General features: G+C 52.3%; 26 protein-coding genes and 1 tRNA gene. 19 read left to right on the top strand and 8 right to left on the bottom strand.

The window, feature by feature from the left end; translation table 11 throughout:
- Positions 1–6: 6 nt before the first annotated feature.
- Positions 7–984: a calcium/sodium antiporter gene (locus OGV38_RS11530; RefSeq protein ID WP_016157573.1), complete on the bottom strand. Its 978-nt coding sequence runs from the start codon at positions 982–984 to the stop codon at positions 7–9.
- A 214-nt stretch (positions 985–1,198) separates the two neighbouring features.
- Between OGV38_RS11530 and mlaF the strand changes: the two genes are divergently transcribed.
- The 7 genes from mlaF (at position 1,199) to murA (ending at position 6,047) form a co-directional block, all read left to right on the top strand.
- Entirely contained in the window at positions 1,199–2,011 is an 813-nt protein-coding gene (gene mlaF, locus OGV38_RS11525) for a phospholipid ABC transporter ATP-binding protein MlaF (protein ID WP_016154683.1), read from the top strand.
- Positions 2,012–2,018: 7 nt separating this feature from the next.
- The gene (gene mlaE, locus OGV38_RS11520; protein ID WP_003025053.1) at positions 2,019–2,801 is read left to right on the top strand and encodes a lipid asymmetry maintenance ABC transporter permease subunit MlaE; all 783 of its coding nucleotides are present in this window, start codon (positions 2,019–2,021) and stop codon (positions 2,799–2,801) included.
- A gap of 4 nt (positions 2,802–2,805) precedes the next feature.
- Positions 2,806–3,363, top strand: a complete 558-nt coding sequence (mlaD, locus tag OGV38_RS11515; protein ID WP_016154682.1) for an outer membrane lipid asymmetry maintenance protein MlaD — start codon at positions 2,806–2,808, stop codon at positions 3,361–3,363.
- A gap of 18 nt (positions 3,364–3,381) precedes the next feature.
- Complete coding sequence (gene mlaC / locus OGV38_RS11510) at positions 3,382–4,017, top strand: phospholipid-binding protein MlaC (protein ID WP_016154681.1); 636 nt, start codon at positions 3,382–3,384, stop codon at positions 4,015–4,017.
- Positions 4,017–4,310 carry a lipid asymmetry maintenance protein MlaB gene (gene mlaB, locus OGV38_RS11505; protein WP_286473326.1) on the top strand — a complete coding sequence of 98 codons (294 nt, stop codon included), beginning with the start codon at positions 4,017–4,019 and terminating at the stop codon, positions 4,308–4,310. The genes mlaC and mlaB overlap by 1 nt, the downstream gene beginning before the upstream one ends.
- A 169-nt stretch (positions 4,311–4,479) precedes the next feature.
- Positions 4,480–4,734, top strand: coding sequence for a BolA family iron metabolism protein IbaG (gene ibaG / locus OGV38_RS11500; RefSeq protein ID WP_003025040.1), 255 nt, complete (start codon positions 4,480–4,482; stop codon positions 4,732–4,734).
- Positions 4,735–4,787: 53 nt separating this feature from the next.
- A complete protein-coding gene (gene murA / locus OGV38_RS11495) occupies positions 4,788–6,047 on the top strand; it encodes a UDP-N-acetylglucosamine 1-carboxyvinyltransferase (RefSeq protein ID WP_003839949.1) in 1,260 nt (419 codons plus the stop codon).
- 59 nt (positions 6,048–6,106) lie between these two features.
- On the opposite strand, the gene sfsB is transcribed toward murA, so the two are convergent.
- Together sfsB and ispB are read right to left on the bottom strand one after the other, a co-directional pair.
- Positions 6,107–6,391 carry a DNA-binding transcriptional regulator SfsB gene (sfsB, locus tag OGV38_RS11490; protein WP_016154679.1) on the bottom strand — a complete coding sequence of 95 codons (285 nt, stop codon included), beginning with the start codon at positions 6,389–6,391 and terminating at the stop codon, positions 6,107–6,109.
- A gap of 221 nt (positions 6,392–6,612) precedes the next feature.
- Entirely contained in the window at positions 6,613–7,584 is a 972-nt protein-coding gene (gene ispB / locus OGV38_RS11485; protein WP_019077785.1) for an octaprenyl diphosphate synthase, read from the bottom strand.
- 257 nt (positions 7,585–7,841) lie between these two features.
- Between ispB and rplU the strand changes: the two genes are divergently transcribed.
- From rplU to cgtA, 4 genes are all read left to right on the top strand, one after another.
- A complete protein-coding gene (gene rplU, locus OGV38_RS11480) occupies positions 7,842–8,153 on the top strand; it encodes a 50S ribosomal protein L21 (RefSeq protein WP_003025032.1) in 312 nt (103 codons plus the stop codon).
- A gap of 19 nt (positions 8,154–8,172) precedes the next feature.
- Positions 8,173–8,430 (top strand): 50S ribosomal protein L27, encoded by a 258-nt coding sequence (gene rpmA, locus OGV38_RS11475; protein WP_003025030.1) that lies wholly within the window; start codon positions 8,173–8,175, stop codon positions 8,428–8,430.
- A gap of 127 nt (positions 8,431–8,557) precedes the next feature.
- Positions 8,558–9,523 carry a DMT family transporter gene (locus OGV38_RS11470; RefSeq protein WP_016154677.1) on the top strand — a complete coding sequence of 322 codons (966 nt, stop codon included), beginning with the start codon at positions 8,558–8,560 and terminating at the stop codon, positions 9,521–9,523.
- Positions 9,524–9,538: 15 nt separating this feature from the next.
- Positions 9,539–10,711 carry an Obg family GTPase CgtA gene (cgtA, locus tag OGV38_RS11465; RefSeq protein WP_286473324.1) on the top strand — a complete coding sequence of 391 codons (1,173 nt, stop codon included), beginning with the start codon at positions 9,539–9,541 and terminating at the stop codon, positions 10,709–10,711.
- 95 nt (positions 10,712–10,806) lie between these two features.
- Here cgtA and dacB read toward each other — a convergent pair whose 3' ends face one another.
- Positions 10,807–12,240, bottom strand: coding sequence for a serine-type D-Ala-D-Ala carboxypeptidase (gene dacB / locus OGV38_RS11460; protein WP_016157571.1), 1,434 nt, complete (start codon positions 12,238–12,240; stop codon positions 10,807–10,809).
- A gap of 248 nt (positions 12,241–12,488) precedes the next feature.
- Between dacB and greA the strand changes: the two genes are divergently transcribed.
- Positions 12,489–12,965: a transcription elongation factor GreA gene (greA, locus tag OGV38_RS11455; protein WP_016154674.1), complete on the top strand. Its 477-nt coding sequence runs from the start codon at positions 12,489–12,491 to the stop codon at positions 12,963–12,965.
- A 153-nt stretch (positions 12,966–13,118) separates the two neighbouring features.
- Here greA and yhbY read toward each other — a convergent pair whose 3' ends face one another.
- A complete protein-coding gene (gene yhbY, locus OGV38_RS11450; protein WP_003025016.1) occupies positions 13,119–13,412 on the bottom strand; it encodes a ribosome assembly RNA-binding protein YhbY in 294 nt (97 codons plus the stop codon).
- A gap of 125 nt (positions 13,413–13,537) precedes the next feature.
- Here yhbY and rlmE point away from each other — a divergent pair, with 125 nt between their 5' ends.
- The 4 genes from rlmE to glmM all read left to right on the top strand — a co-directional run bounded on the left by rlmE (position 13,538) and on the right by glmM (position 18,478).
- Positions 13,538–14,167: a 23S rRNA (uridine(2552)-2'-O)-methyltransferase RlmE gene (gene rlmE, locus OGV38_RS11445; RefSeq protein WP_003025015.1), complete on the top strand. Its 630-nt coding sequence runs from the start codon at positions 13,538–13,540 to the stop codon at positions 14,165–14,167.
- Positions 14,168–14,266: 99 nt separating this feature from the next.
- Positions 14,267–16,201, top strand: a complete 1,935-nt coding sequence (gene ftsH, locus OGV38_RS11440; RefSeq protein ID WP_019077783.1) for an ATP-dependent zinc metalloprotease FtsH — start codon at positions 14,267–14,269, stop codon at positions 16,199–16,201.
- A gap of 98 nt (positions 16,202–16,299) precedes the next feature.
- Entirely contained in the window at positions 16,300–17,148 is an 849-nt protein-coding gene (folP, locus tag OGV38_RS11435; RefSeq protein ID WP_016157570.1) for a dihydropteroate synthase, read from the top strand.
- Positions 17,141–18,478 carry a phosphoglucosamine mutase gene (glmM, locus tag OGV38_RS11430; protein ID WP_047499736.1) on the top strand — a complete coding sequence of 446 codons (1,338 nt, stop codon included), beginning with the start codon at positions 17,141–17,143 and terminating at the stop codon, positions 18,476–18,478. The genes folP and glmM overlap by 8 nt, the downstream gene beginning before the upstream one ends.
- 45 nt (positions 18,479–18,523) lie before the next feature.
- Here glmM and dcuC read toward each other — a convergent pair whose 3' ends face one another.
- On the bottom strand, positions 18,524–19,990 hold the full coding sequence (gene dcuC, locus OGV38_RS11425; protein WP_269519025.1) for a C4-dicarboxylate transporter DcuC: 1,467 nt from the start codon (positions 19,988–19,990) through the stop codon (positions 18,524–18,526).
- Positions 19,991–20,000: 10 nt separating this feature from the next.
- The gene (iadA, locus tag OGV38_RS11420) at positions 20,001–21,134 is read right to left on the bottom strand and encodes a beta-aspartyl-peptidase (RefSeq protein WP_016154669.1); all 1,134 of its coding nucleotides are present in this window, start codon (positions 21,132–21,134) and stop codon (positions 20,001–20,003) included.
- Positions 21,135–21,282: 148 nt separating this feature from the next.
- Here iadA and OGV38_RS11415 point away from each other — a divergent pair, with 148 nt between their 5' ends.
- From OGV38_RS11415 to OGV38_RS11405, 3 genes are all read left to right on the top strand, one after another.
- A complete protein-coding gene (locus OGV38_RS11415; RefSeq protein WP_101700721.1) occupies positions 21,283–22,176 on the top strand; it encodes a LysR family transcriptional regulator in 894 nt (297 codons plus the stop codon).
- Between the two features lie 167 nt (positions 22,177–22,343).
- The gene (gene secG / locus OGV38_RS11410) at positions 22,344–22,676 is read left to right on the top strand and encodes a preprotein translocase subunit SecG (protein ID WP_003025000.1); all 333 of its coding nucleotides are present in this window, start codon (positions 22,344–22,346) and stop codon (positions 22,674–22,676) included.
- Between the two features lie 9 nt (positions 22,677–22,685).
- Positions 22,686–22,772, top strand: a tRNA-Leu gene (locus OGV38_RS11405).
- Between the two features lie 204 nt (positions 22,773–22,976).
- Here OGV38_RS11405 and argG read toward each other — a convergent pair.
- Entirely contained in the window at positions 22,977–24,320 is a 1,344-nt protein-coding gene (gene argG / locus OGV38_RS11400) for an argininosuccinate synthase (protein WP_269519022.1), read from the bottom strand.
- Positions 24,321–24,355: the final 35 nt, after the last annotated feature.

Here is a 24,355-nt window from a genome sequence, read left to right as displayed (position 1 = left end):
TTCCAGTTATCCAACGAGAAGTGGCGATAACCAATACAGCATCGCCAGCCATATGATAAAACCGCCGGTCAGCAGCGCACCCGCGCCGCGACCAATCTGGCGCGGACGTCGCCAGCAGAGTAGTGCAAAAATTACGCTCACCAGCAGCATGACGCTATAGTCACGGCTGAAGGCCATCGGATTAACTTCCCCCGGCGTAATCAGCGCCGGCAGTCCGAGGACGATAACAATATTAAAAATGTTCGCGCCGATGATGTTGCCGACGGCAATATCGTTTTCGCCTTTACGCAGACCCGCAATTGCCGTTGCCAGCTCCGGCAGGCTGGTACCAATGGCGACAACCGTCAGCCCGATGGTGAGTTCGCTCATGGCGAAGTAGTTCGCCAGTACGGTTGCGTTATCTACCACCATACGCGTTGCCATTGGCATAATAATTAGCGCAATACCCAACCACAAAAACGCGACCGGTAACCCGCCTTCGCGCGGCAGTTCCGCGATCTGCTCGCGGGTCAGGCTGTCGTTACCTTGTCGCTCAGCCAGACGGGCGATTTTAACAATGAATAACAGCCATAGCACGGCCAGAAGCAGAAGAAAGAAACCATCGCTGCGACTCAATTGCCCGTCATACAGGACCGATGCGGCTAAGATGCTTACCAGCAACATTAGCGGTAATTCACGACGCAGAACATCAGAATGCACGGTAAAAGGATGAATCAGCGCCGACAGGCCTAAAATAAGCAGAATGTTGGTAATGTTAGAGCCAATGGCGGTACCGACGGCTAAATCAAGCTGCCCGTTCATCGATGCGGCAACGGAGACAATTATCTCGGGTAACGATGTACCAATGCTGACCACGGTCATCCCGATGATAATGGGGGGAATACCGAAGTTTCGACATAAAATGGATGCGGCAAATACCAGTCGGTCGGCACCGTAGACCACCAGAAGTAAACCAATTATTAACAGCGCCGTCGCTAAAAGCATCTAAAGTCCTTTCTTCAGGTATACTCGCCGGTCCACTTGAAGGATTTCTGGAAGCCGTCACGAATTCTTAATTTTGACTTTATGCGGCTAAAAAGTAAAACAAATGCCAGCTTTCGCTAACCAGGACAGGTAATAATCTGTAAATATGCTGGGTTCAGGGCTAAATTGAGCGCCAAGCTCTTCGATCAACGAGGCAATAGTAAAGGATGAATCAATGGGTCAGTCTGTGGCGAATCTAATCGATATGCGCGATGTCAGCTTTTCCCGAGGCGACCGCTGCATCTTTGATAATATTTCCCTGACGGTGCCGCGTGGTAAGGTGACGGCGATCATGGGGCCATCAGGCATCGGCAAAACGACGCTGTTGCGTCTGATCGGCGGACAAATCTCCCCCGATAAGGGCGAGATCCTGTTTGACGGCGAAAATGTCCCGGCCATGTCCCGTTCGCGTTTATTTACCGTGCGTAAGCGCATGAGCATGCTATTCCAGTCTGGTGCGCTGTTTACTGATATGAATGTGTTTGACAACGTTGCATACCCGTTGCGCGAGCATACAACACTGCCTGCGCCGCTGCTGAAAAGCACGGTAATGATGAAGCTCGAGGCCGTTGGCCTGCGGGGCGCGGCAAAATTAATGCCTTCTGAATTATCCGGTGGGATGGCGCGTCGTGCCGCGTTAGCACGTGCTATCGCGCTGGAGCCAGACCTTATTATGTTTGATGAGCCGTTCGTCGGCCAGGATCCCATCACCATGGGCGTGCTGGTGAAGCTGATTTCTGAACTGAACAGCGCGCTGGGCGTCACCTGCGTGGTGGTTTCCCATGATGTGCCAGAAGTGCTGAGTATTGCGGATTACGCCTATATTATGGCGGACAAAAAAATAGTGGCCTACGGTAGTGCTCAGGCGCTGCAAGAAAATGCCGATCCGCGTGTGCGTCAGTTCCTCGATGGCATTGCCGATGGACCGGTTCCGTTCCGTTACCCGGCGGGCGACTACCACATCGATTTACTCAAAACAGGGAGTTAAGCCACCCATGTTGTTAAATGCGCTGGCATCACTCGGACATCGGGGAATAAAAACCCTCAGGACGTTCGGGCGAGCCGGATTAATGTTGTTCAATGCAGTTGTCGGCAAGCCGGAGTTTCGCAAACATGCGCCGCTGCTGATACGCCAGCTCTATAATGTCGGTGTCTTATCGATGCTGATCATTATTGTTTCTGGCGTGTTCATCGGCATGGTGCTGGGGTTGCAGGGATACCTGGTGCTGACGACCTACAGTGCGGAAACCAGCCTCGGTATGCTGGTGGCGCTGTCATTGCTACGTGAGCTGGGGCCGGTGGTTGCGGCGCTGTTGTTTGCCGGGCGGGCCGGATCGGCCTTAACCGCAGAGATTGGCCTGATGCGGGCGACCGAGCAGCTTTCCAGCCTGGAAATGATGGCCGTCGACCCACTGCGCCGAGTGATCTCCCCACGTTTTTGGGCCGGTGTGATTTCATTGCCGCTGCTGACGATTATATTTGTCGCGGTGGGGATCTGGGGTGGGTCGTTGGTTGGCGTAAGCTGGAAAGGTATTGATGCAGGCTTTTTCTGGTCGGCTATGCAAAATGCCGTCGACTGGCGTCTGGATCTGGTCAACTGTCTGATTAAGAGCGTGGTGTTTGCCATTACGGTCACATGGATTGCATTGTTCAATGGTTATGATGCTATCCCGACCTCTGCCGGGATTAGCCGGGCAACGACACGCACCGTAGTGCACGCCTCTCTTGCCGTTCTGGGGCTGGATTTTGTGCTGACCGCACTGATGTTTGGGAATTGAGTTCATGCAAACGAAAAAAAATGAAATTTGGGTCGGGTTATTCCTGCTGGTTGCGCTGCTGGCCGCGCTGTTTGTCTGCCTGAAGGCGGCGAACGTCACCTCAATGCGTACTGAACCGACTTATACGATTTATGCGACCTTTGATAATATCGGCGGTCTGAGAGAGCGCTCTCCGGTGCGGATTGGCGGGGTCGTGGTAGGACGCGTATCGGACATCTCGTTAGATCAGAAAACGTACCTGCCGCGCGTGACGCTGGAAATTGAATCGCGTTTTAACCATATTCCTGACACCAGTTCTCTGAGCATCCGTACTTCCGGTCTGTTGGGCGAACAGTATCTGGCATTGAACGTAGGTTTTGAAGATCCTGAGCTGGGAACGTCTATCCTCAAAGATGGCGGTACGATTCAGGACACGAAATCTGCGATGGTGCTGGAAGATATGATTGGTCAGTTCCTTTACAACAGCAACAGTAAAGGTGATGACAATAAGAATTCTGGCGATGCGCCAGCCGCAACTGAAGGCAATAATGAAGCCACTACGCCTGCGGGCGCAACGAAATAATCTCAGGAGAATCGACGTATGTTTAAACGATTGATGATGGTGGCTATGCTGGTGATTGCTCCACTTAGCGCGGCAACCGCAGCGGACCAGACGAACCCGTACAAACTGATGGATGAGGCGGCGCAGAAGACGTTTGACCGTCTGAAGAACGAGCAACCTAAAATCCGTTCCAACCCGGATTACCTGCGTCAGGTGGTCGATCAGGAACTGCTGCCTTACGTGCAGGTTAAGTATGCAGGCGCACTGGTACTGGGCCGCTACTACAAAGATGCGACACCGGCTCAGCGTGACGCCTATTTCGCCGCATTCCGTGAATATCTGAAGCAGGCTTACGGTCAGGCGCTGGCGATGTACCACGGCCAGACCTATCAGATTGCCCCTGAGCAGCCGCTGGGTGATGCGACCATCGTGCCTATCCGCGTAACCATCATCGATCCAAACGGTCGTCCTCCGGTACGTCTGGATTTCCAGTGGCGTAAAAATTCCCAGACGGGTAACTGGCAGGCGTATGACATGATTGCTGAAGGCGTAAGTATGATCACCACCAAACAGAATGAGTGGAGCGACCTGCTGCGTACGAAAGGTATTGATGGCCTGACGGCACAGCTGAAATCTATTTCTCAGCAGAAAATCACGCTGGAAGAGAAAAAATAATGACGCAGTCACTCACCTGGATGCGTGAAGGCGACAAGCTGGTGCTGGTGGGAGAGCTGGATCAGGACGTGTTAAACCCATTATGGGATGCGCGAGTTGAGGCGATGAAAGGGGGATCCTGCATCGACCTGAACCAGATTTCCCGGGTGGATACCGGTGGTCTGGCATTACTGCTGCACCTGATTAATGAGGGCAAGCAGCAGGGGAACAGCGTTTCGCTCGCTGGCGTTAACGATAAAGTGTACACGCTGGCGCAGCTTTACAATTTGCCTGACGACGTTCTTCCGCGTTAATTTTTGTAAGCCGGATAAGGTCTTGTGCCGCCATCCGGCAACTCCTCTGCGGGGGATCTGCCACTAAAGCCTTGTCTGATTTATCAGCGGGGCTTTTTGCTTATTTATGACAGCGCCACTTTGCTCTAAGATGTTGGGCTGTTTTCACTATCTGACGAATGAAGAGCCCATGGAAAATAATGAAATTCAGAGCGTGCTGATGAATGCACTCTCCCTCCAGGAAGTCCACGTTTCTGGCGACGGCAGTCACTTTCAGGTTATTGCCGTGGGTGAGATGTTTGAAGGCATGAGCCGGGTCAAGAAACAGCAATCGGTCTATGGCCCGTTGATGGAGTACATTGCGGACAACCGCATTCATGCCGTGTCGATTAAGGCGTTTACTCCAGCGGAATGGGCGCGCGATCGCAAACTTAACGGTTTTTGAGCTACGGGTGATATGCCGGTAGCGAAGATAAATTCTTAACAGAGAACAGAATAATGGATAAATTTCGTGTTCAGGGGCCAACCAAGCTCCAGGGCGAAGTCACAATTTCAGGCGCTAAAAACGCCGCGCTGCCGATCCTGTTTGCGGCGCTGCTGGCGGAAGAACCTGTAGAGATCCAGAACGTCCCGAAACTGAAGGATGTTGACACCTCAATGAAGCTGCTGAGCCAGTTGGGGGCGAAAGTTGAGCGTAATGGTTCTGTGCACATTGATGCGCGTGACGTGAACGTCTTCTGTGCGCCGTACGATCTGGTCAAAACCATGCGTGCATCCATCTGGGCGCTTGGGCCACTGGTTGCCCGCTTTGGCCAGGGCCAGGTTTCACTGCCGGGCGGCTGCACCATCGGCGCGCGTCCGGTTGACCTGCACATTACTGGTCTGGAGCAGTTAGGCGCGACTATTAAGCTTGAAGAAGGCTATGTGAAAGCGTCCGTTGATGGCCGCCTGAAAGGCGCGCATATCGTCATGGACAAAGTGAGCGTCGGCGCGACGGTCACTATCATGTGCGCAGCAACGCTTGCCGAAGGCACTACCATCATCGAAAACGCCGCGCGTGAGCCGGAGATCGTGGATACCGCGAACTTCCTGATTGCGCTGGGCGCAAAAATCACAGGCCAGGGTACCGATCGTATTACTATCGAAGGCGTTGAGCGCCTCGGCGGCGGTGTGTATCGCGTTCTGCCTGACCGCATCGAAACCGGTACTTTCCTGGTCGCAGCGGCAATTTCTCGCGGCAAAATTATCTGTCGTAATGCACAACCTGACACGCTGGATGCCGTTCTGGCGAAGCTGCGTGATGCGGGAGCGGATATCGAAGTCGGTGACGACTGGATCAGCCTGGACATGCACGGTAAACGTCCGAAAGCGGTCAATGTGCGCACGGCACCGCACCCGGCGTTCCCTACCGATATGCAGGCCCAGTTCACGTTGCTGAACCTGGTGGCAGAAGGTACGGGCTTCATCACGGAAACCGTGTTTGAGAACCGCTTTATGCACGTGCCTGAGCTGAGCCGTATGGGCGCTCACGCAGAAATCGAAAGCAATACCGTGATTTGCCACGGCGTGGAAACGCTCTCCGGCGCACAGGTTATGGCGACCGATCTGCGCGCATCTGCAAGCCTCGTGCTGGCTGGGTGTATTGCTGAAGGTACGACGGTAGTCGATCGTATTTATCACATCGATCGCGGCTATGAGCGCATCGAAGATAAACTGCGCGCGCTGGGCGCAAACATTGAGCGCGTGAAAGGCGAGTAATCGTCTACGTCTCTTGTAACCCCCAGTTCTGTGAACCGGGGGTTACTACTCATCAGTGTTCATTCAGGATTCTGTTTCTCTTTGCGTCCCCTCATCATCCGCGTTCTGTCGATAAACTCATGTGTTTTTGCATCGTGATAGCGTGACGGCCAAATCACCCACGGGTCGGTTCCCAACGATCGGGCGATAATCAACTCACCTTTTGGCCATGGGCGTGTTAACGCATTGGCCAGCGTTGATGAGCTTAATCCATTTTTACGTGATTCAGCGGCCATTGAGGTCCCTTTCTTGCGCAGTCCGGCGATGATATCGGCCGGATGCCAGTCAATCAGCTTGTTTTCCATAAACTCATCTCTCCTTTGGTTATCGACTTTTGGTTCCACGATCGGTTGTGGAGACACTATAACACCCGGAGAACGAATGTTCTAAAATGTTCATGTAAAGTGTGAGTATATTCAGAATATGCCAAGTTTATGCGAGGGTTGCTAGAGAGGGGAAAGTGTTTATTGGAATTTATAAAAGCATCCCGTGCAGGGCACGGGATGATGAAAGATGCCGCAGGGTATTAACGGTCGCGCTGTACGGCGATATGCGCCAGACCAATCAGCGCTTCTCTCCACGGTGTATCAGGCAGTACCTGCAGCGCAGCGATGGCCTTATCAGCCTCTTCTTCTGCACGTTGGCGAGTCCACTCCAGGGAACCACAGGCGTTCATCGCTTCCAGAACAGGCTCCAGAAGGTGACGGCCATTACCCTGCTCAATAGCCTGACGGATCATTTGTGCTTGTTCAGGGGTGCCGTGGCGCATGGCATGCAGCAGCGGCAGCGTTGGTTTACCCTCGTTGAGGTCATCACCGACGTTTTTACCCAGTTGCTCACCATCCGCGTTGTAATCCAGCAAATCGTCAATTAACTGGAAAGCAGTACCGAGATAACGGCCATAATCCTGCAACCCTTTCTCTTGTTCTTCGCTGCAACCAGCCAGAATGCCAGAGCATTGGGCAGCCGCTTCAAACAAACGCGCAGTCTTACTGTAGATAACGCGCATATAGTTTTCTTCAGTGATGTCCGGGTCGTTGACGTTCATCAACTGCAAGACTTCACCTTCGGCGATGACGTTGACCGCTTTCGACATGACTTCCAGCACTTTCAGCGAACCGAGGCTGGTCATCATCTGAAAAGCGCGGGTATAGATAAAATCGCCGACCAGCACGCTGGCCGCATTGCCAAACGCCGCATTCGCCGTGGCTTTTCCGCGGCGCATGTCGGACTCATCCACAACATCGTCGTGCAACAGGGTCGCGGTGTGGATAAACTCGATGAGGGCTGCAATCGTAACGTGCGCATTTTCCTGGTAGCCAACTGCACGCGCGGCGAGTACGGCGATCATTGGGCGAATGCGTTTTCCGCCGCCGCTAACGATGTAGTACCCCAGTTGATTGATCAGCTGCACGTCGGAATTGAGCTGTTCAAGGATTGTCGCATTGACCCCCGCCATATCTTGCGCGGTTAACTCATTGATTTTTTCTAAATTCATCGCAAAAGCCGGGCTTCTCGCCCCGATTACCTCACTGTATCGGAAGGTAACGTCGGGTTTAGGGTTATAAATATATGCTGATTGTACTGAAAAAACGCCATAGATAAACGTTACCGTACGTGTTGTGTTTTTTTTCTTCATGTATTGACGTAGCACTTGTCAAAGGCTCGCGTTTTGCGTAATATTCGCGCCCTATTGTGAATATTTATAGCGCACTCTGAATCATCAAAAAGGTGTGCGCGGAAGCGGAGTTTTTTATGTACGCGGTTTTCCAAAGTGGTGGTAAACAACACCGAGTAAGCGAAGGTCAGACCGTTCGCCTGGAAAAGCTGGACATCGCAACTGGCGAATCTGTTGAATTCGCAGAAGTTCTGATGATCGCAAACGGTGAAGAAGTCAAAATCGGCGTTCCTTTCGTTGATGGCGGCGTTATCAAAGCTGAAGTTGTTGCTCACGGTCGTGGCGAGAAAGTTAAAATTGTTAAGTTTCGTCGTCGTAAACACTACCGTAAGCAGCAGGGCCATCGTCAGTGGTTCACTGATGTAAAAATCACTGGCATCAGCGCTTAAGTTAAGGGGAGCAGATTAAATGGCACATAAAAAGGCTGGCGGCTCGACTCGTAACGGTCGCGATTCAGAAGCTAAACGTCTGGGCGTAAAACGCTTCGGCGGTGAAACAGTTCTGGCTGGTAGCATCATCGTTCGTCAACGTGGTACTAAATTCCACGCTGGCTCCAACGTTGGTTGCGGCAAAGACCACACTCTGTTTGCTAAAGCAGACGGTAAAGTGAAATTTGAAGTGAAAGGCCCGAAAAACCGTAAATTCATCAGCATCGTTGCTGAATAAGTTTTTCGCGTCCCGGTAACGGATAAAAGCCCCGCAACACGTTGCGGGGCTTTTTACATTCGACGGCCGGTAAATACGCTCGTCGCGCCGTGATAACCCGGAAACGAGCCCTTGCAGGGAATACGGCATGAAGCAGCAGGCAGGTATTGGTATTCTGTTAGCACTCACAACGGCAGTATGTTGGGGCGCTTTGCCAATAGCGATGAAGCAAGTGCTGGAGGTGATGGAGCCTCCTACCGTGGTGTTCTACCGTTTTTTAATGGCAAGCATTGGCCTTGGCGCTATTCTTGCGGTTAAAAAAAAGCTCCCTCCGTTGCGTATTTTTCGCAAAGCGCGTTGGCTGATCCTGTTGGCTATCGCTACCGGTGGGTTGTTCGGTAACTTCATTCTGTTTAGTTCATCCTTGCAATATTTGAGCCCAACGGCTTCGCAGGTTATCGGTCAGCTGTCACCGGTTGGTATGATGATTGCCAGCGTCTTTATCCTGAAAGAAAAGATGCGCGGTACGCAGGTGATTGGCGCCATTATGCTTCTGAGCGGCCTGGTTCTGTTTTTTAATACCAGTCTGATCGAAATTTTTACCCGACTCACCGATTACACCTGGGGCGTTATCTTTGGTGTTGGTGCGGCGATGGTCTGGGTGAGCTATGGGGTCGCGCAAAAGGTGTTATTGCGCCGCCTGGCATCACCGCAGATCCTGTTTTTACTGTACACTTTATGTACGATTGCGTTGTTGCCGTTGGCTAAACCCGGTGTCATCACGCAGCTCAGTGACTGGCAGCTGGCATGCCTTGTATTCTGCGGCCTGAATACGCTGGTAGGATACGGTGCTCTCGCGGAAGCGATGGCGCGTTGGCAGGCGGCACAGGTGAGCGCCATTATTACGCTCACTCCGCTGTTTACGTTGTTATTTTCAGATTTATTATCACTGGCCTGGCCCGATTTCTTCGCCAGACCGATGCTAAACCTATTAGGTTATCTCGGTGCGTTTATCGTGGTTGCGGGCGCGATGTATTCCGCCATTGGTCATCGAATTTGGGGCGGTTTACGTAAGCATGAAACGGTGGTTTCGCAGCCCCGCTCAGGCGAATGATTTACGGAGAGTAAAATGAAGTTTGTTGATGAAGCATCGATTCTGGTCGTTGCAGGTGATGGCGGTAATGGTTGCGTCAGCTTCCGCCGCGAAAAGTACATCCCAAAAGGCGGTCCGGACGGTGGAGACGGTGGTGATGGTGGTGACGTTTGGCTGGAAGCCGACGAAAACCTGAACACGCTGATCGATTACCGTTTTGAAAAATCATTCCGCGCGGAACGTGGACAGAATGGCGCGAGCCGTGATTGCACCGGCAAGCGTGGTAAAGATGTCACGATTAAAGTGCCTGTAGGTACGCGTGTAATCGATCAGGGCACGGGCGAAACCATGGGCGACATGACCAAACACGGTCAGCGTCTGATGGTCGCTAAAGGCGGCTGGCACGGTCTGGGCAACACCCGTTTCAAATCCTCGGTCAACCGTACTCCGCGTCAGAAAACGATGGGTACACCGGGCGATAAACGCGATCTGATGCTGGAGCTGATGCTGCTGGCGGACGTCGGGATGCTGGGCATGCCAAACGCCGGTAAATCGACGTTTATCCGTGCGGTGTCCGCGGCGAAGCCGAAAGTCGCTGACTATCCGTTCACCACTCTGGTTCCGAGCCTGGGTGTGGTGCGTATGGACAACGAAAAGAGCTTTGTGGTTGCCGACATTCCGGGTCTGATTGAAGGCGCGGCTGAAGGCGCAGGCTTGGGTATCCGCTTCCTGAAACACCTGGAACGCTGCCGCGTACTGCTACACCTCATTGATATCGATCCGATTGACGGTTCCGATCCGGTTGAAAATGCCCGTATCATTATTGGCGAGCTTGAAAAATACAGCCAGGATCTGGCGTCTAAACCGCGTTGGTTAGTGTTCAACAAAATTGATTTGCTGGGCAAGGCTGAAGCGGAAGAGAAAGCGAAAGCGATCGCCGAAGCGTTAGGCTGGGAAGGTAAATATTACCTGATCTCCGCTGCCAGCCAGTTGGGCGTGAAGGATCTCTGCTGGGATGTGATGACCTTTATCATCGAGAACCCGATTGTTCAGGCTGAAGAAGCGAAACAGCCAGAGAAAGTCGAGTTCATGTGGGATGATTATCACCGCCAGCAGCTCGCTGAAGTCGAAGACGAAGCAGAAGATGACTGGGATGACGATTGGGACGAAGACGACGAAGAAGGCGTTGAGTTCATCTACAAGCGTTAATCACATTAAAAACCCCGGCCATGTTGCCGGGGTTTTGTTTCCAGGTTTCAGAAGGCCGGATTAGGTGCGTTAGCGCTGCCATCCGGCAAACATACTCAGTTATTCTGATAAATATCCTTGTATAACCGGCTCTCGAAGCGGACCAGTGGAATACGGCGATTACGCTGATCAGCTGGCTCTACCGCATAACCAGACAGATACTGCACAAATGCCATGCGCTGACCGCTTGCCGTGGTGATGAAGCCTGCCAGGTTATAGACCCCCTGCAGTGAGCCTGTCTTCGCCGATACTTTGCCATCTACGCCTGCCTGATGCAGACCCGCACGGTATTGCAAAGAGCCGTCATGGCCTGCCAGCGGCAGCATGGTGATAAAGTTCAGCTCGTTATCGTGCTGAGCGATATATTGCAGCACCTGCATCATGGTCGCTGGGGCAATCAGGTTATGGCGGGAGAGCCCAGAACCGTCGGCAATAATGGTGTTGCCGATATCAATACCCGCTTGCTGACGCAGAATCTGGCGTACGGCATCAGAACCTGCTCGCCAGGTACCTGGCACGTTAAATCGTGCATGGCCAATCATACGGAAAACGGTATCGGCAATCATGTTGTCCGATTTTTTCAGCATAATCTTAAGCAGGTCGTGCAGCGGCGCCGACTGCTTACTGGCTACCACGGTCCCCGGCTCGTTGACCAGCGTCTGGCGCAGCAGAGTCCCGCTGTAAGTGATACCGGCTTGTTTTAGCTCATCTTTGATAATCGCCCCGGCATAGCTGGCGCCGTCCTGAATAGCGAATGCCAGCGGCAGCGGATCGGCTCGTTGGGGCAGGCATCCGGTCAACGTAAAGCGGTTGAGATCGCCTGGAACCACGTCCAGTTCACAATATTGCGCTTCGGCAGAGCCACGAGCGAGAGTACGCACCTGACTGAACATGGTGACCGGGTAGTAAGATGCCACGCGGATAAAGGCGAGATCGTTAGGTTTTTGCGCGCTATAGAGTGAAACCGAGAAACAGTTACGATCGACAATGGCTGCCGCGGGCGGTGCGCTAAAACACTGCGTCATGTCGTTCCAGGGCCAACCAGGCGCTTTATCATGGCTGGCGAAAATGGAGGTGTCGATCAAGACATTTCCGGCAATTTGCGTCACGCCTGATTTTTTCAGAGTTGCCACCATATTGCGAATATCCTGACGTTTTAGCGTCGGATCGGCACCAAATCGCGCCACTAAGTCACCTTTCAAAACGCCGCCTTCCACGTTGCCTTTAGTCTCAAGCGTGGTGGTAAAACGAAAGTCAGGCCCGAGCTGAATCAATGCCGCCAGCGCGGTGATCACTTTCTGGGTACTGGCCGGCAGCGCCATCTGCTGGCTATGGTAATCAATAGCAGGAGCAGGTGCGCCAACCTTCTGTACCATAAGGGCGAGGTTGGCCCCGGCAGGGAGCTGATTGATATACTCGTCGACGTTCGCAGCCTGAACGCTGAACGCTATACTGGCAGTCAATCCAATGGTAAATCTGGAAAATCGCATAATCTCGCGCTAACAACCTGGAAACAGGCCGTCATACTACGGCGCAACGCCCCAAAAAGTAAACGATGACCCATAGGGAACTCCAGGGTAAAATGATCATCAAATAGAGAATTGTAGCTGACCTGGGACCCTGAGCCCCGGGTCGGTATTTTTTTGCTTCTGACTCTGGCATGGCGTATGCCAGAGTGGGCTTAGCAGCCGGGGTGAGAGCAGCCGCCCCCTACAGGAATGTTCAAGAGGTATAACAAATGCAAGCTATCCCAATGACCTTACGTGGTGCTGAAAAACTGCGCGAAGAACTGGATTTTCTGAAATCGGTGCGCCGTCCTGAAATCATTGCCGCTATCGCAGATGCGCGCGAGCATGGCGACCTGAAAGAAAATGCAGAGTATCACGCGGCGCGCGAACAGCAGGGTTTCTGCGAAGGGCGCATTAAAGATATCGAAGCTAAACTGTCCAACGCGCAGGTTATCGACGTCACAAAAATGCCGAACAATGGTCGCGTAGTTTTCGGCGCGACGGTTACCGTGCTGAATCTCGATAACGACGAAGAGCAGACCTGGCGTATTGTCGGCGATGATGAAGCCGATTTTAAACAGAACCTGATTTCGGTGAACTCGCCTATTGCTCGTGGCCTGATCGGTAAAGAGCAGGATGACGTGGTGGTTATCAAAACGCCGGGCGGTGAAGTGGAATATGAAGTAACGAAGGTAGAATACCTGTAATTCGCATCTTGGTTAAGATGTTGATACATTGTAAAGAAAGGAAAAAGGCCGCATAGCGGCCTTTTATCAACGAAGAGAGCGTGGCATTTTGCTCTCCTGCTAGCGGAAAATCCCGCGTTTTACACAAACTTCGTGTGCAACTTTGGGATATTCTTAGCGTGGCAGCGAGATTTTACGTTCTTTAGTCGGGCGATACAGTACCAGCGTTTTACCGATGACCTGTACATTGCAGGCGCCGGTTTCGCGTACGATAGCTTCCACGATCAAGGTTTTAGTATCGCGATCTTCCGAGGCGATTTTCACCTTGATAAGTTCATGGTGCTCTAACGCTTGTTCAATCTCGGCCAGTACCCCTTCGGTCAAACCATTGTTGCCAAGCATAACTACAGGCTTGAGCGGATGTGCCAGACCTTTCAGGTGCTGTTTTTGTTTAGTACTCAGATTCATCGTATATTTTTGCTTACGTTGGGATTGAAAACGGGTCATTCTACCGCCATCTCCCATATATCGCCAAATAGCTGTGTAGAAATTTACACCATTGGTTACGATGAACTGCCCTTTGGGAATGTGAAATGACAGGTAAAAAGCGTTCTGCCAGCTCGAGTCGCTGGCTTCAGGAACACTTTAGCGATAAATATGTTCAGCAGGCGCAGAAAAAGGGGTTACGTTCCCGTGCCTGGTTTAAACTTGATGAAATACAGCAAAGTGACAAAATTTTTAAACCGGGGATGACGATTGTTGATCTCGGTGCTGCACCCGGTGGCTGGTCGCAATATGCGGTTACGCAGATCGGCAACACTGGCCGCATTATCGCTTGCGATCTTTTACCTATGGATCCAATCGTTGGTGTGGACTTCCTTCAGGGCGACTTTCGTGATGAATTAGTCCTGAAAGCGTTACTTGAACGCGTAGGTGACAGTAAAGTACAAGTTGTCATGTCTGATATGGCGCCAAATATGTGTGGAACACCGGCGGTGGATATTCCCCGGGCCATGTATCTGGTAGAGCTGGCGCTTGGAATGGCTCGTGATGTATTAGCGCCAGGTGGTAGTTTTGTAGTGAAGGTGTTCCAGGGCGAAGGCTTCGATGAGTATCTAAGAGAGATTCGCTCCCTGTTTACGAAGGTCAAAGTTCGTAAGCCGGACTCTTCTCGCGCCCGTTCGCGTGAAGTGTATATTGTAGCGACCGGGCGTAAACCATAACCGGTAGATTTCAAACGAAAGTTTGAAAGAAACTGGATATAGAGTATCCTGACGCTGTTTTTAACACAGTTGTAATATGAGGTTAATCCCTTGAGTGACATGGCGAAAAACCTAATTCTCTGGCTGGTCATTGCCGTTGTGCTGATGTCAGTATTCCAGAGCTTTGGGCCCAGCGAGTCTAATGGCCGTAAGGTTGATTACTCTACCTTCCTGCAAGAGGTCAATCAGGACCAGGTTCGTGAAGCGAAGATCAACGGACGTGAGATTAACGTTACCAAGAAAGATAGTAACCGTTACACGACCTACATTCCGGTTAACGATCCGAAGCTGCTTGATAACCTGCTGACCAAAAACGTCAAGGTTGTTGGTGAACCGCCTGAAGAGCCGAGCCTGCTGGCTTCTATCTTCATTTCCTGGTTCCCAATGCTGCTGCTGATTGGTGTCTGGATCTTCTTCATGCGTCAAATGCAGGGCGGTGGTGGCAAAGGTGCCATGTCGTTCGGTAAGAGCAAAGCGCGCATGCTGACGGAAGATCAGATCAAAACGACTTTTGCGGACGTTGCTGGTTGCGACGAAGCAAAAGAAGAAGTTGCTGAGCTGGTTGAGTATCTGCGCGAACCGAGCCGTTTCCAGAAGCTGGGCGGTAAAATCCCGAAAGGCGTCCTGATGGTCGGTCCTCCGGGTACGGGTAAAACCCTGCTGGCGAAAGCTATCGCAGGTGAAGCGAAGGTTCCTTTCTTCACCATTTCCGGTTCTGATTTCGTGGAAATGTTCGTGGGTGTCGGTGCATCTCGTGTGCGTGACATGTTCGAACAAGCCAAGAAAGCGGCACCGTGCATCATCTTCATCGATGAAATCGACGCCGTAGGCCGCCAGCGTGGTGCAGGTCTGGGCGGTGGTCACGATGAACGTGAGCAGACACTGAACCAGATGCTGGTTGAGATGGACGGCTTCGAAGGTAACGAAGGCATTATCGTTATCGCGGCAACTAACCGTCCGGACGTTCTTGACCCTGCGCTGCTGCGTCCAGGCCGTTTCGACCGTCAGGTTGTGGTTGGTCTGCCGGATGTCCGCGGTCGTGAACAGATCCTGAAAGTGCATATGCGTCGCGTACCGCTGTCTCCGGATATCGATGCGGCAATCATTGCACGTGGTACGCCTGGCTTCTCCGGTGCAGATCTCGCGAACCTGGTCAACGAAGCGGCGCTGTTTGCAGCTCGTGGCAATAAGCGTGTTGTATCGATGGTTGAATTCGAGAAAGCGAAAGACAAAATCATGATGGGTGCGGAACGTCGCTCCATGGTGATGACGGAAGCGCAGAAAGAATCTACCGCGTATCACGAAGCAGGCCACGCGATTATCGGTCGCCTGGTACCGGAACACGATCCGGTGCACAAAGTGACGATTATCCCGCGCGGTCGTGCGCTGGGTGTGACTTTCTTCCTGCCTGAAGGCGACGCAATCAGCGCCAGCCGCCAGAAACTGGAAAGTCAGATCTCCACGCTGTACGGCGGTCGTCTGGCCGAAGAGATCATCTACGGTGTTGAACATGTTTCTACCGGTGCGTCGAACGATATTAAAGTCGCGACTAACCTGGCGCGTAACATGGTTACTCAGTGGGGCTTCTCCGAGAAACTCGGTCCGTTGCTGTACGCTGAAGAAGAAGGCGAAGTGTTCCTGGGACGTTCTGTGGCGAAAGCTAAACATATGTCCGATGAAACGGCTCGTATTATCGATCAGGAAGTTAAACTGCTGATTGAGCGTAACTATGACCGTGCGCGTCGTCTGCTGAACGAAAACATGGACATTCTGCACTCGATGAAAGATGCGCTCATGAAATATGAGACCATCGATGCGCCGCAGATTGATGATCTGATGGCTCGCCGCGAGGTACGTCCGCCAGCGGGTTGGGAAGAACCGGGTTCTTCTAACAACAACTCTGGCAGCACCGGCAAGCCAAGTGCGCCGCGTCCGGTTGATGAACCGCGTGCGCCGGACTCTGGCACCATGTCAGAGCAACTGGGCGACAAATAAGTTATCGTTGATGATGACCGTGTTTTAATTTAAAACCCTGGGGCTTGCCCCGGGGTTTTTCTTATTTGTATATTCAAGATGTTATCAGGGATAAAACTATGAAACTCTTTGCTCAGGGGTCTTCACTGGATCTCAGCCATCCACACGTCATGGGGATTTTGAACGTCACGCCAGATTCCTTTTCCGATGGTGGTGCGCACAACTCTCTGGTTGAGGCGGTAAAACACGCAAACCTGATGATTAACGCCGGGGCGACTATCATTGATGTGGGTGGTGAATCCACACGTCCAGGCGCGGCCGATGTGAGCGTGGAAGAAGAGTTGCAGCGAGTGATCCCGGTGGTGGAGGCGATTGCTCAACGTTTTGAAGTGTGGATTTCGGTCGATACTTCAAAAGCAGAAGTGATTCGCGAGTGCGCCAGAGTCGGCGCACATATCATTAATGACATTCGCTCACTCTCGGAGCCTGGGGCGCTGGAAGCCGCAGCAGAAACCGGATTACCTGTTTGTCTGATGCATATGCAGGGTCAGCCGAAAACCATGCAGGAAGCACCAAAGTACGAGGATGTTTTTGCTGATGTAAATCGTTACTTTGTTGAACAAATAGCACGCTGCGAGCGGGCTGGAATCACAAAAGATAAATTGTTGCTCGACCCCGGGTTCGGATTCGGTAAAAATCTCACTCACAACTATACATTACTGGCACGTTTGGCTGAGTTTCATCATTTTAATCTGCCATTGCTGGCTGGGATGTCACGAAAATCAATGGTTGGCCAGTTGCTGAATGTGGGGCCATCCGAACGCCTGAGCGGTAGCCTTGCGTGTGCGGTCATTGCCGCAATGCAAGGGGCGCATATCGTTCGTGTCCATGACGTCAAAGAAACCGTAGAAGCGATGCGTGTGGTGGAAGCCACATTGTCTGCAAAGGAAAATAAACGCTATGAGTAATCGTAAATATTTTGGCACCGATGGGATCCGTGGTCGCGTAGGCGACGCCCCAATTACCCCTGACTTTGTGCTCAAACTGGGTTGGGCTGCAGGAAAAGTGCTGGCACGTCATGGTTCACGTAAAATTATTATTGGTAAAGATACGCGTATTTCTGGCTATATGCTGGAGTCCGCACTGGAAGCGGGTCTGGCTGCCGCCGGACTGTCGGCTTCTTTCACAGGCCCAATGCCAACACCTGCTGTTGCATATCTGACGCGCACCTTCCGTGCTGAAGCCGGGATTGTTATCTCTGCTTCGCACAACCCGTACTATGACAACGGGATTAAATTCTTCTCCATCGATGGGACTAAACTGCCGGATGCGGTTGAAGAAGCTATCGAAGCCGAAATGGAAAAAGCGATCACCTGCGTGGACTCGGCTGAACTGGGTAAAGCTACCCGTATCGTTGATGCTGCCGGTCGTTATATCGAGTTTTGCAAAGGCACCTTCCCGAATGAATTGAGCCTGAGTGAGCTTAAAATCGTGGTGGATTGCGCTAATGGTGCGACGTACCATATTGCGCCAAGTGTACTGCGTGAGCTGGGCGCAAACGTGATTGCTATTGGCTGTGAGCCAAACGGTGTGAATATCAATGAAGAAGTCGGCGCTACCGACGTCCGTGCCCTACAGGCGCGTGTGATGGCGGAAAAAGCCGATCTGGGTATTGCGCTGGATGGTGACGGCGACCGCGTCATTATGGTTGACCACGAAGGCAATAAGGTCGATGGCGATCAGATCATGTACATCATTGCCCGTGAAGCCCTGCGTCAGGGGCAACTGCGCGGTGGCGCGGTAGGCACGCTGATGAGCAATATGGGCCTCGAACTGGCCCTGAAACAGTTGGGTATTCCGTTTGCCCGTGCGAAAGTCGGCGACCGCTATGTACTGGAAAAAATGCAGGAAAAAGGCTGGCGTATCGGTGCTGAAAACTCAGGCCATGTGATCCTGCTGGACAAAACCACCACCGGTGACGGTATCGTGGCGGGCCTGCAGGTACTGGCGGCGATGGTGCGCAACCATATGAGTTTGCACGACCTGTGCAGCGGCATGAAAATGTTCCCGCAACTGCTGGTTAACGTGCGTTACACCGCAGGTAGCGGCGATCCGCTGGAACATGAAAACGTGAAAGCGGTGATGGCTGAAGTTGAAGCTGCACTGGGCAATCGCGGACGTGTTCTGCTGCGTAAGTCAGGTACAGAACCGTTAATTCGCGTGATGGTTGAAGGTGAAGATGAAGCTCAGGTGACTGAATTCGCTCACCGTATTGCCGATGCCGTCAAAGCGGTGTAATCACTAAAGACAGTGAAAACCGGAGTCTGGGACTCCGGTTTTTTATTACTGTACGGGAAGCGACTGTTTATGTCGGCGCTGCCAGAAGTAACCACCGATCATTAATATTACAAGGACTGCCAGCCACGGCAGAACCGCCAGCAAATGTCCTGACCGGGCAAAGGTCAGCACAATCATCAGTAACCAACCGCCCAGCATCGGAATCGCGGTGCGTTTAACAATATCCACAGGCGAGACGCCTGCAATTCCCGCGATAGCAATGATGACGCCGGCAATGGGGGATAACGTACGACCAATACCCGCCGATATCTGGATAGGCAACATCATGACTGCGATGTCGCTACCGATATGACGGCTGATGTCCGGTACCATCGGGGCGAAGGAGAAAAACGCGGCATTTCCTGAGCCCATTAGCGCTGAAATTGCAAAGGTGATAAGGGTCATCAGCAGGATAATAGAGGCGGCGCTGAGGCCAAATTCACCGGAAAGCGACAGCAGCGCATCGACGGCGCCAATGGCTTTCAGTCCGGCTGAAAAGACTTCACCGGCGATAATCAGCGTGACGACGGTTGCAAAAACGCTGCCCATGCTGTCGAAGACTTTTTGTACGCCTGCCATCACCTCGCGCGCCTTACGATGACGGCAATACTCACAAACCAGGGTAATGGCGAGGCTTATCAGTACGGCGGTATCCAGCGTAATTTTGAGCGAACTGAATACTAAATCACTGCACACCAGCATCAACACCAGCGGCAGCATGGGCAGAAAAAGCCAGGCGATCGGTGCTTCAGTTTCATCGGTCGACGTTAATGTCTGCATCTGCTGAGCCACACCGTCACCGCTTTCCCGATGGTCGAAAAAGCGTTGCGCAACAATATGTAGCAGGGCGATGAACAGAATAACGGGGACGACGATCGGCAACTGATCCTGCACGAAATAGTTCACCACCTCGATGCCTGCGGTTTTGGCGGCGAGAACCGAGTTGCCGGAACCGGGACCAAATTCAACCGCACAGGTACTGGCGATAACGGCGGCAACGGCAGCGCGGCTACAGCCAAGACGGGTCAGCAGCGGGTAGAGCGTCGCCATCAACAGCAGACCCAGCCCGGTGGCGCTGCTGATAAACAGCGACAGGAATTGACCCAGCAACAGCGCCAGCCCCAATAGCAGATACGGTGAGTTCAGGCGTTGCAAAGGGCGAGATGTCACCCGAACCAGCACCTGGCTTGCGCCAATGGCCGACATATATGTAGCGAAACCACCAATCAGCATAATTTGCAGCCCAAGGCCGCCGAGGCGCACGCTCAGGGTATCGCGAATAAACTCAAAGGCATCAAAGGGGCCGAATCCGGTGCTTTTTTTCACCAGGCTACTGAGCGTGGTCATCCCGCTAAAATGCGCGATAAGCAGCAGCACAATCCCGGTCAACAGCAACACTGACTGGGGGTGATATTTTTTGAGGATCAGACGTCCGGCAAAAATGATGGCAATTAGCGCCAGTAATAATGACATTCTTGCCCCCTTACTCGAAGTTGCCAGTAACCAGGCACTCGCCATCCCGCAGCAACGGCTTACCCGCAGCGAACAGATGGGCCAGCGAGAGGTCATCATTGAGTACACAGATATCGGCACGTTCACCGGCGCAGAGCACGCCGCCGGAAATACCCAGCGAGCGCGCAACGTTTGCCGTCAACATCGCGATCGCTTGTGGCACTGGGATCCCCACATCAATCAGACGAGGAAGAAGATTAAGGTTACCTGCGACCGGTGCCGCGCTTAAGCCTTCCACAATACCCTGGGCGTTAAAGCGCGGAACGCTGCCATTACCATCAGAGCTGATCGTGATGCGATCGGCTGGAACCTGGGCTTCCAGAGCGTGGAGGATTGCCTGCTCCTGAGGCATAAAGCGACTACCGCCAGACGTAACGTCGATATGGCCGCCACGATGAGCGAACGCAATCGCCTGTTCGAACAAGGGCGCTGTTCTCGCAACATGGGTCGGTGAAATGTGGTGAATCGGAATGCCTGCATCACACAGCTCAATAAGTTGTGACATCCCTTCAGGCAGATTCCCCAGATGTACATGCAGTAACCCTTTTTTGCCTGCCAGCAGGGAAGCCACGCGGATATCGCTTACTATTCTCAGCAATTCCTGGAAAGAGGGGTAAGAACCACGGTGATCGGCGAGGGCGATTTTGACGCCAAGTATCGCTGGAATAAAGGTCATGTCATCGCGGATGGATCGCGTAATGGTTGGGCTGGGTACCGCGTAGGCTCCCGTATGCATAAATGCGCGTAATCCCTCAAGGTTGAGAGACTGCATTTTGGCGTAGAGGTCTTTGGGCGAACGAGAAATGGCATCGGTACCTAACACGCCGACAACCGTGGTAATACCTGCCTGAATCAGATCGCGTAGCTTGACGGCTGGCGTTCGGCTGGCAAATCCAGCCTCGCCACCGCCACCGGTAAGATGGACATGTTGATCGATTATGCCTGGGATAACCCATTTGCCATGACAATCAATGACCTCGTCGACGCCATCAAACAGGGAAATATCTTTTTCTACCGCCACAATTCGGTCGGCATGAATGAGCAGGGAGCAGAGGCCTAAATCCTCGGGAGAAAAAACACGGGCATTGGTCAATAAAGTAAACATATCGGTCCTGTCAAACGTCGTGGGTGAGAGTCGGCAGGTGAAAAGGAATATTGTTGTTATGATGCCCACCATAAAGCCATTACTATAACTATGACTATTACCAATTTGGTATTGGAGGATGCGGTTATGGCATGGTGGAGAGTTCAACGTGGATTGTAAGTGGCTGGAAGATTTTCTGGCATTGAGTCAGCATGGAAACTACTCTCAGGCCGCGGCGCAGCGGCATATTACTCAACCCGCACTCAGTCGGCGTATAAAGGCGCTGGAAGAGGTGTTAGGGGTGCCGTTGTTTGACCGGACCACGACCCCCGTTACGCTGACACGCTATGGTGAACGCTTTGAACCCTATGCCCGGCACGTCCTCAGTACACTAACAGAGGCGCGCCACGAGCTATCGGCGATGACGCCAGCAACGGACAATACGCTGGTGATGGTTAGCCTGCATACGCTGTCGGTGAATATCCTGCCGGATATGATCAACTATCTGCGACAGAGTGAACCGCAGTTAAATTTTACGGTTAATGCCAGTATTCAGGGGATAGACAACCACTTTAACGCCTTGATAGATCGGCAAATCGATCTTCTGGTGACCTACGATTTACCGTCTTCGCAGCCGGGGCTGGAGATTGCCGGAGGGTTAAAACGTTCACTATGGCGGTATGAGCGATTTATACCGGTTATTTCTGCGCAGTTGGCTAATGCGCTTAACGATCCGCATGTGCCGATCCCATGGCTATGCTATAGCGACTACACCTTTGTCAGACGCATTATTGAGCCAGTTGAACAACGCGTCCGCCCACGTCTGAAAAAAGTGTTTGAGAGTGGTTTAAGCGAAACGATACGAGAAATGGTGCTGCGGCATATGGGAATGGCATGGTTACCCGAATCGATGGTGGCGGAAGAGTTGGTGAACCAGCAAATTATTCACTGCTGGCCAGAAAACGCTGACCTGATTTGTGAAATCCCCGTTGTGGTATGGGCGAATCTTGACGATCAACGCGCCGTCATGCAGAGATGCTGGGAGAAGTTGCTGCGTTTTTGATTGATATGGCGATTTTTTCCGCAGTTGATACAATGCCAACAAATTGCCCTTGCGAAGGTTATTCGCTTTGGTTAGTATTCACACCCGCTTCAGTGGGAAACAGTAAACATTCCCGCTTTAATGGTCGAAGCATTGTACGCGGCAACTCCGCAAGGAACAGGTTGATTATGCACGAAGCTCTTTTAGTAGTTTTCCTTATTGTGGCAATTGGCCTGGTAGGCTTGATCATGCTGCAGCAAGGCAAAGGCGCTGATATGGGAGCCTCTTTTGGCGCAGGCGCTTCTGGTACTCTGTTTGGTTCAAGTGGTTCTGGTAACTTCATGACCCGCATGACAGCTGTATTGGGAACCTTGTTCTTCATCATCAGTCTGGTGCTGGGTAACATGAACAGCAATAAGACCAATAAAGGAAGTGAGTGGGAAAATCTGAGTGCACCGGCGAAAACCGAGCAAACTCAGCCAGCTGCTCCGGCTCAGCCGACCAGCGATATCCCACGCTAAGTATTCTGTACCGAGGTGGTGGAATTGGTAGACACGCTACCTTGAGGTGGTAGTGCCCTAACGGGCTTGTGGGTTCGAGTCCCATCCTCGGTACCAAATTCCAAAAAAAAGACGCTGCAAAGCGTCTTTTTTTTCGTCTGTCATTTGTGGTAGTTCTGTAGGTCGGATAAGATATTTAGGACGCCGTCCGACTATTACAATACCTGATGATGCTTGGCTTATCAGGCCTCAGGGTCGCAGAACATCCCTATTTTCTGCGCATAAAAAAGGCCGCTTTTGCGGCCTTAAGATGATAAATATTTACTTCGCCTTGTTTTCCAGATTCTCAACCTGCGGCAGGCCGGTTGTGGAAGAGGCGGTCAGCAGGCCAGACTGCGCATAACCGAACAGCTTCTCGCGGGTATCAGTGATATCCAGATTACGCATGGTCAACTGACCGATACGATCATCCGGAGAGAATACTGAGTCGCCTTTTTCCATCGTCAGACGTTCTGGTTTGTAAGTCAGATTGTCAGACTCGGTGTTGAGGATTGAGTAATCATTACCGCGACGCAGTTCCAGCGTCACTTCACCCGTAATCTGGCTGGCAACCCAACGCTGCAGACCGTCACGCAGCATCAGCGCCTGAGAGTCAAACCAGCGGCCCTGATACAACAGACGACCAAGCTGGCGGCCGTGCGCGTGATACTGCTCGATGGTGTCTTCGTTGTGAATCCCGGTCAGCAGACGCTCATAGGCAATGTGCAGCAATGCCATCCCCGGAGCTTCGTAGATGCCCCGGCTTTTCGCTTCAATGATACGGTTTTCAATCTGATCGCTCATACCCAGACCGTGACGACCGCCGATGCGGTTGGCTTCCAGCATCATCTCAACGTCGTCGCTGAAGGTTGTACCGTTCAGCGCAACCGGATGACCCTGCTCAAAACGCACGGTGACTTCTTCTGCCGGGATCTTCACGCTCTCATCCCAGAATTTCACGCCCATAATCGGGTTGACGATTTTGACGCTGGAGTTCAGAAATTCGAGGTCTTTTGCTTCGTGGGTCGCCCCGAGCATATTGGAGTCCGTTGAGTACGCTTTCTCAACGGACATCTTGTAGTCGAAACCACAGGCAATCATAAATTCGGACATCTCATGGCGACCACCGAGTTCATCGATAAAATCGGTATCCAGCCATGGTTTGTAAATCTGCAGTTCGGCGTTGGTCAGCAGACCGTAACGATAGAAGCGTTCAATATCGTTACCTTTATAGGTGCTACCGTCACCCCAGATATTAACGCCATCTTCTTTCATGGCCGCAACCAGCATGGTGCCGGTGACAGCACGGCCCAGCGGAGTGGTATTGAAATAGGTCAGTCCGCCGGTGGTGTTGTGGAATGCACCGCACTGAATCGCAGCGATCCCTTCGGCAACCAGCTGCTTACGGCAATCTACCAGGCGAGCATTCTCAGCACCATATTCCATTGCACGGCGAGGAATGGCGTCATAGTCATCCTCATCCGGCTGGCCCAAATTCGCAGTATATGCATATGGGACAGCCCCTTTTTGTCGCATCCACAGCAGTGCTGCACTGGTGTCCAGGCCGCCGGAAAAAGCGATACCAATACGTTGACCTACCGGGAGATGCTTGAGAATCGTCGTCATAAAATAAAACCCTGCTTGATAGACTGGTGAAGAGG

It is taken from the genome of Citrobacter sp. Cb080 (genome assembly GCF_030334745.1).
In the GTDB taxonomy this organism is placed as follows: domain Bacteria; phylum Pseudomonadota; class Gammaproteobacteria; order Enterobacterales; family Enterobacteriaceae; genus Citrobacter; species Citrobacter braakii.
This window is presented reverse-complemented; position numbering and strand designations above follow the sequence as displayed.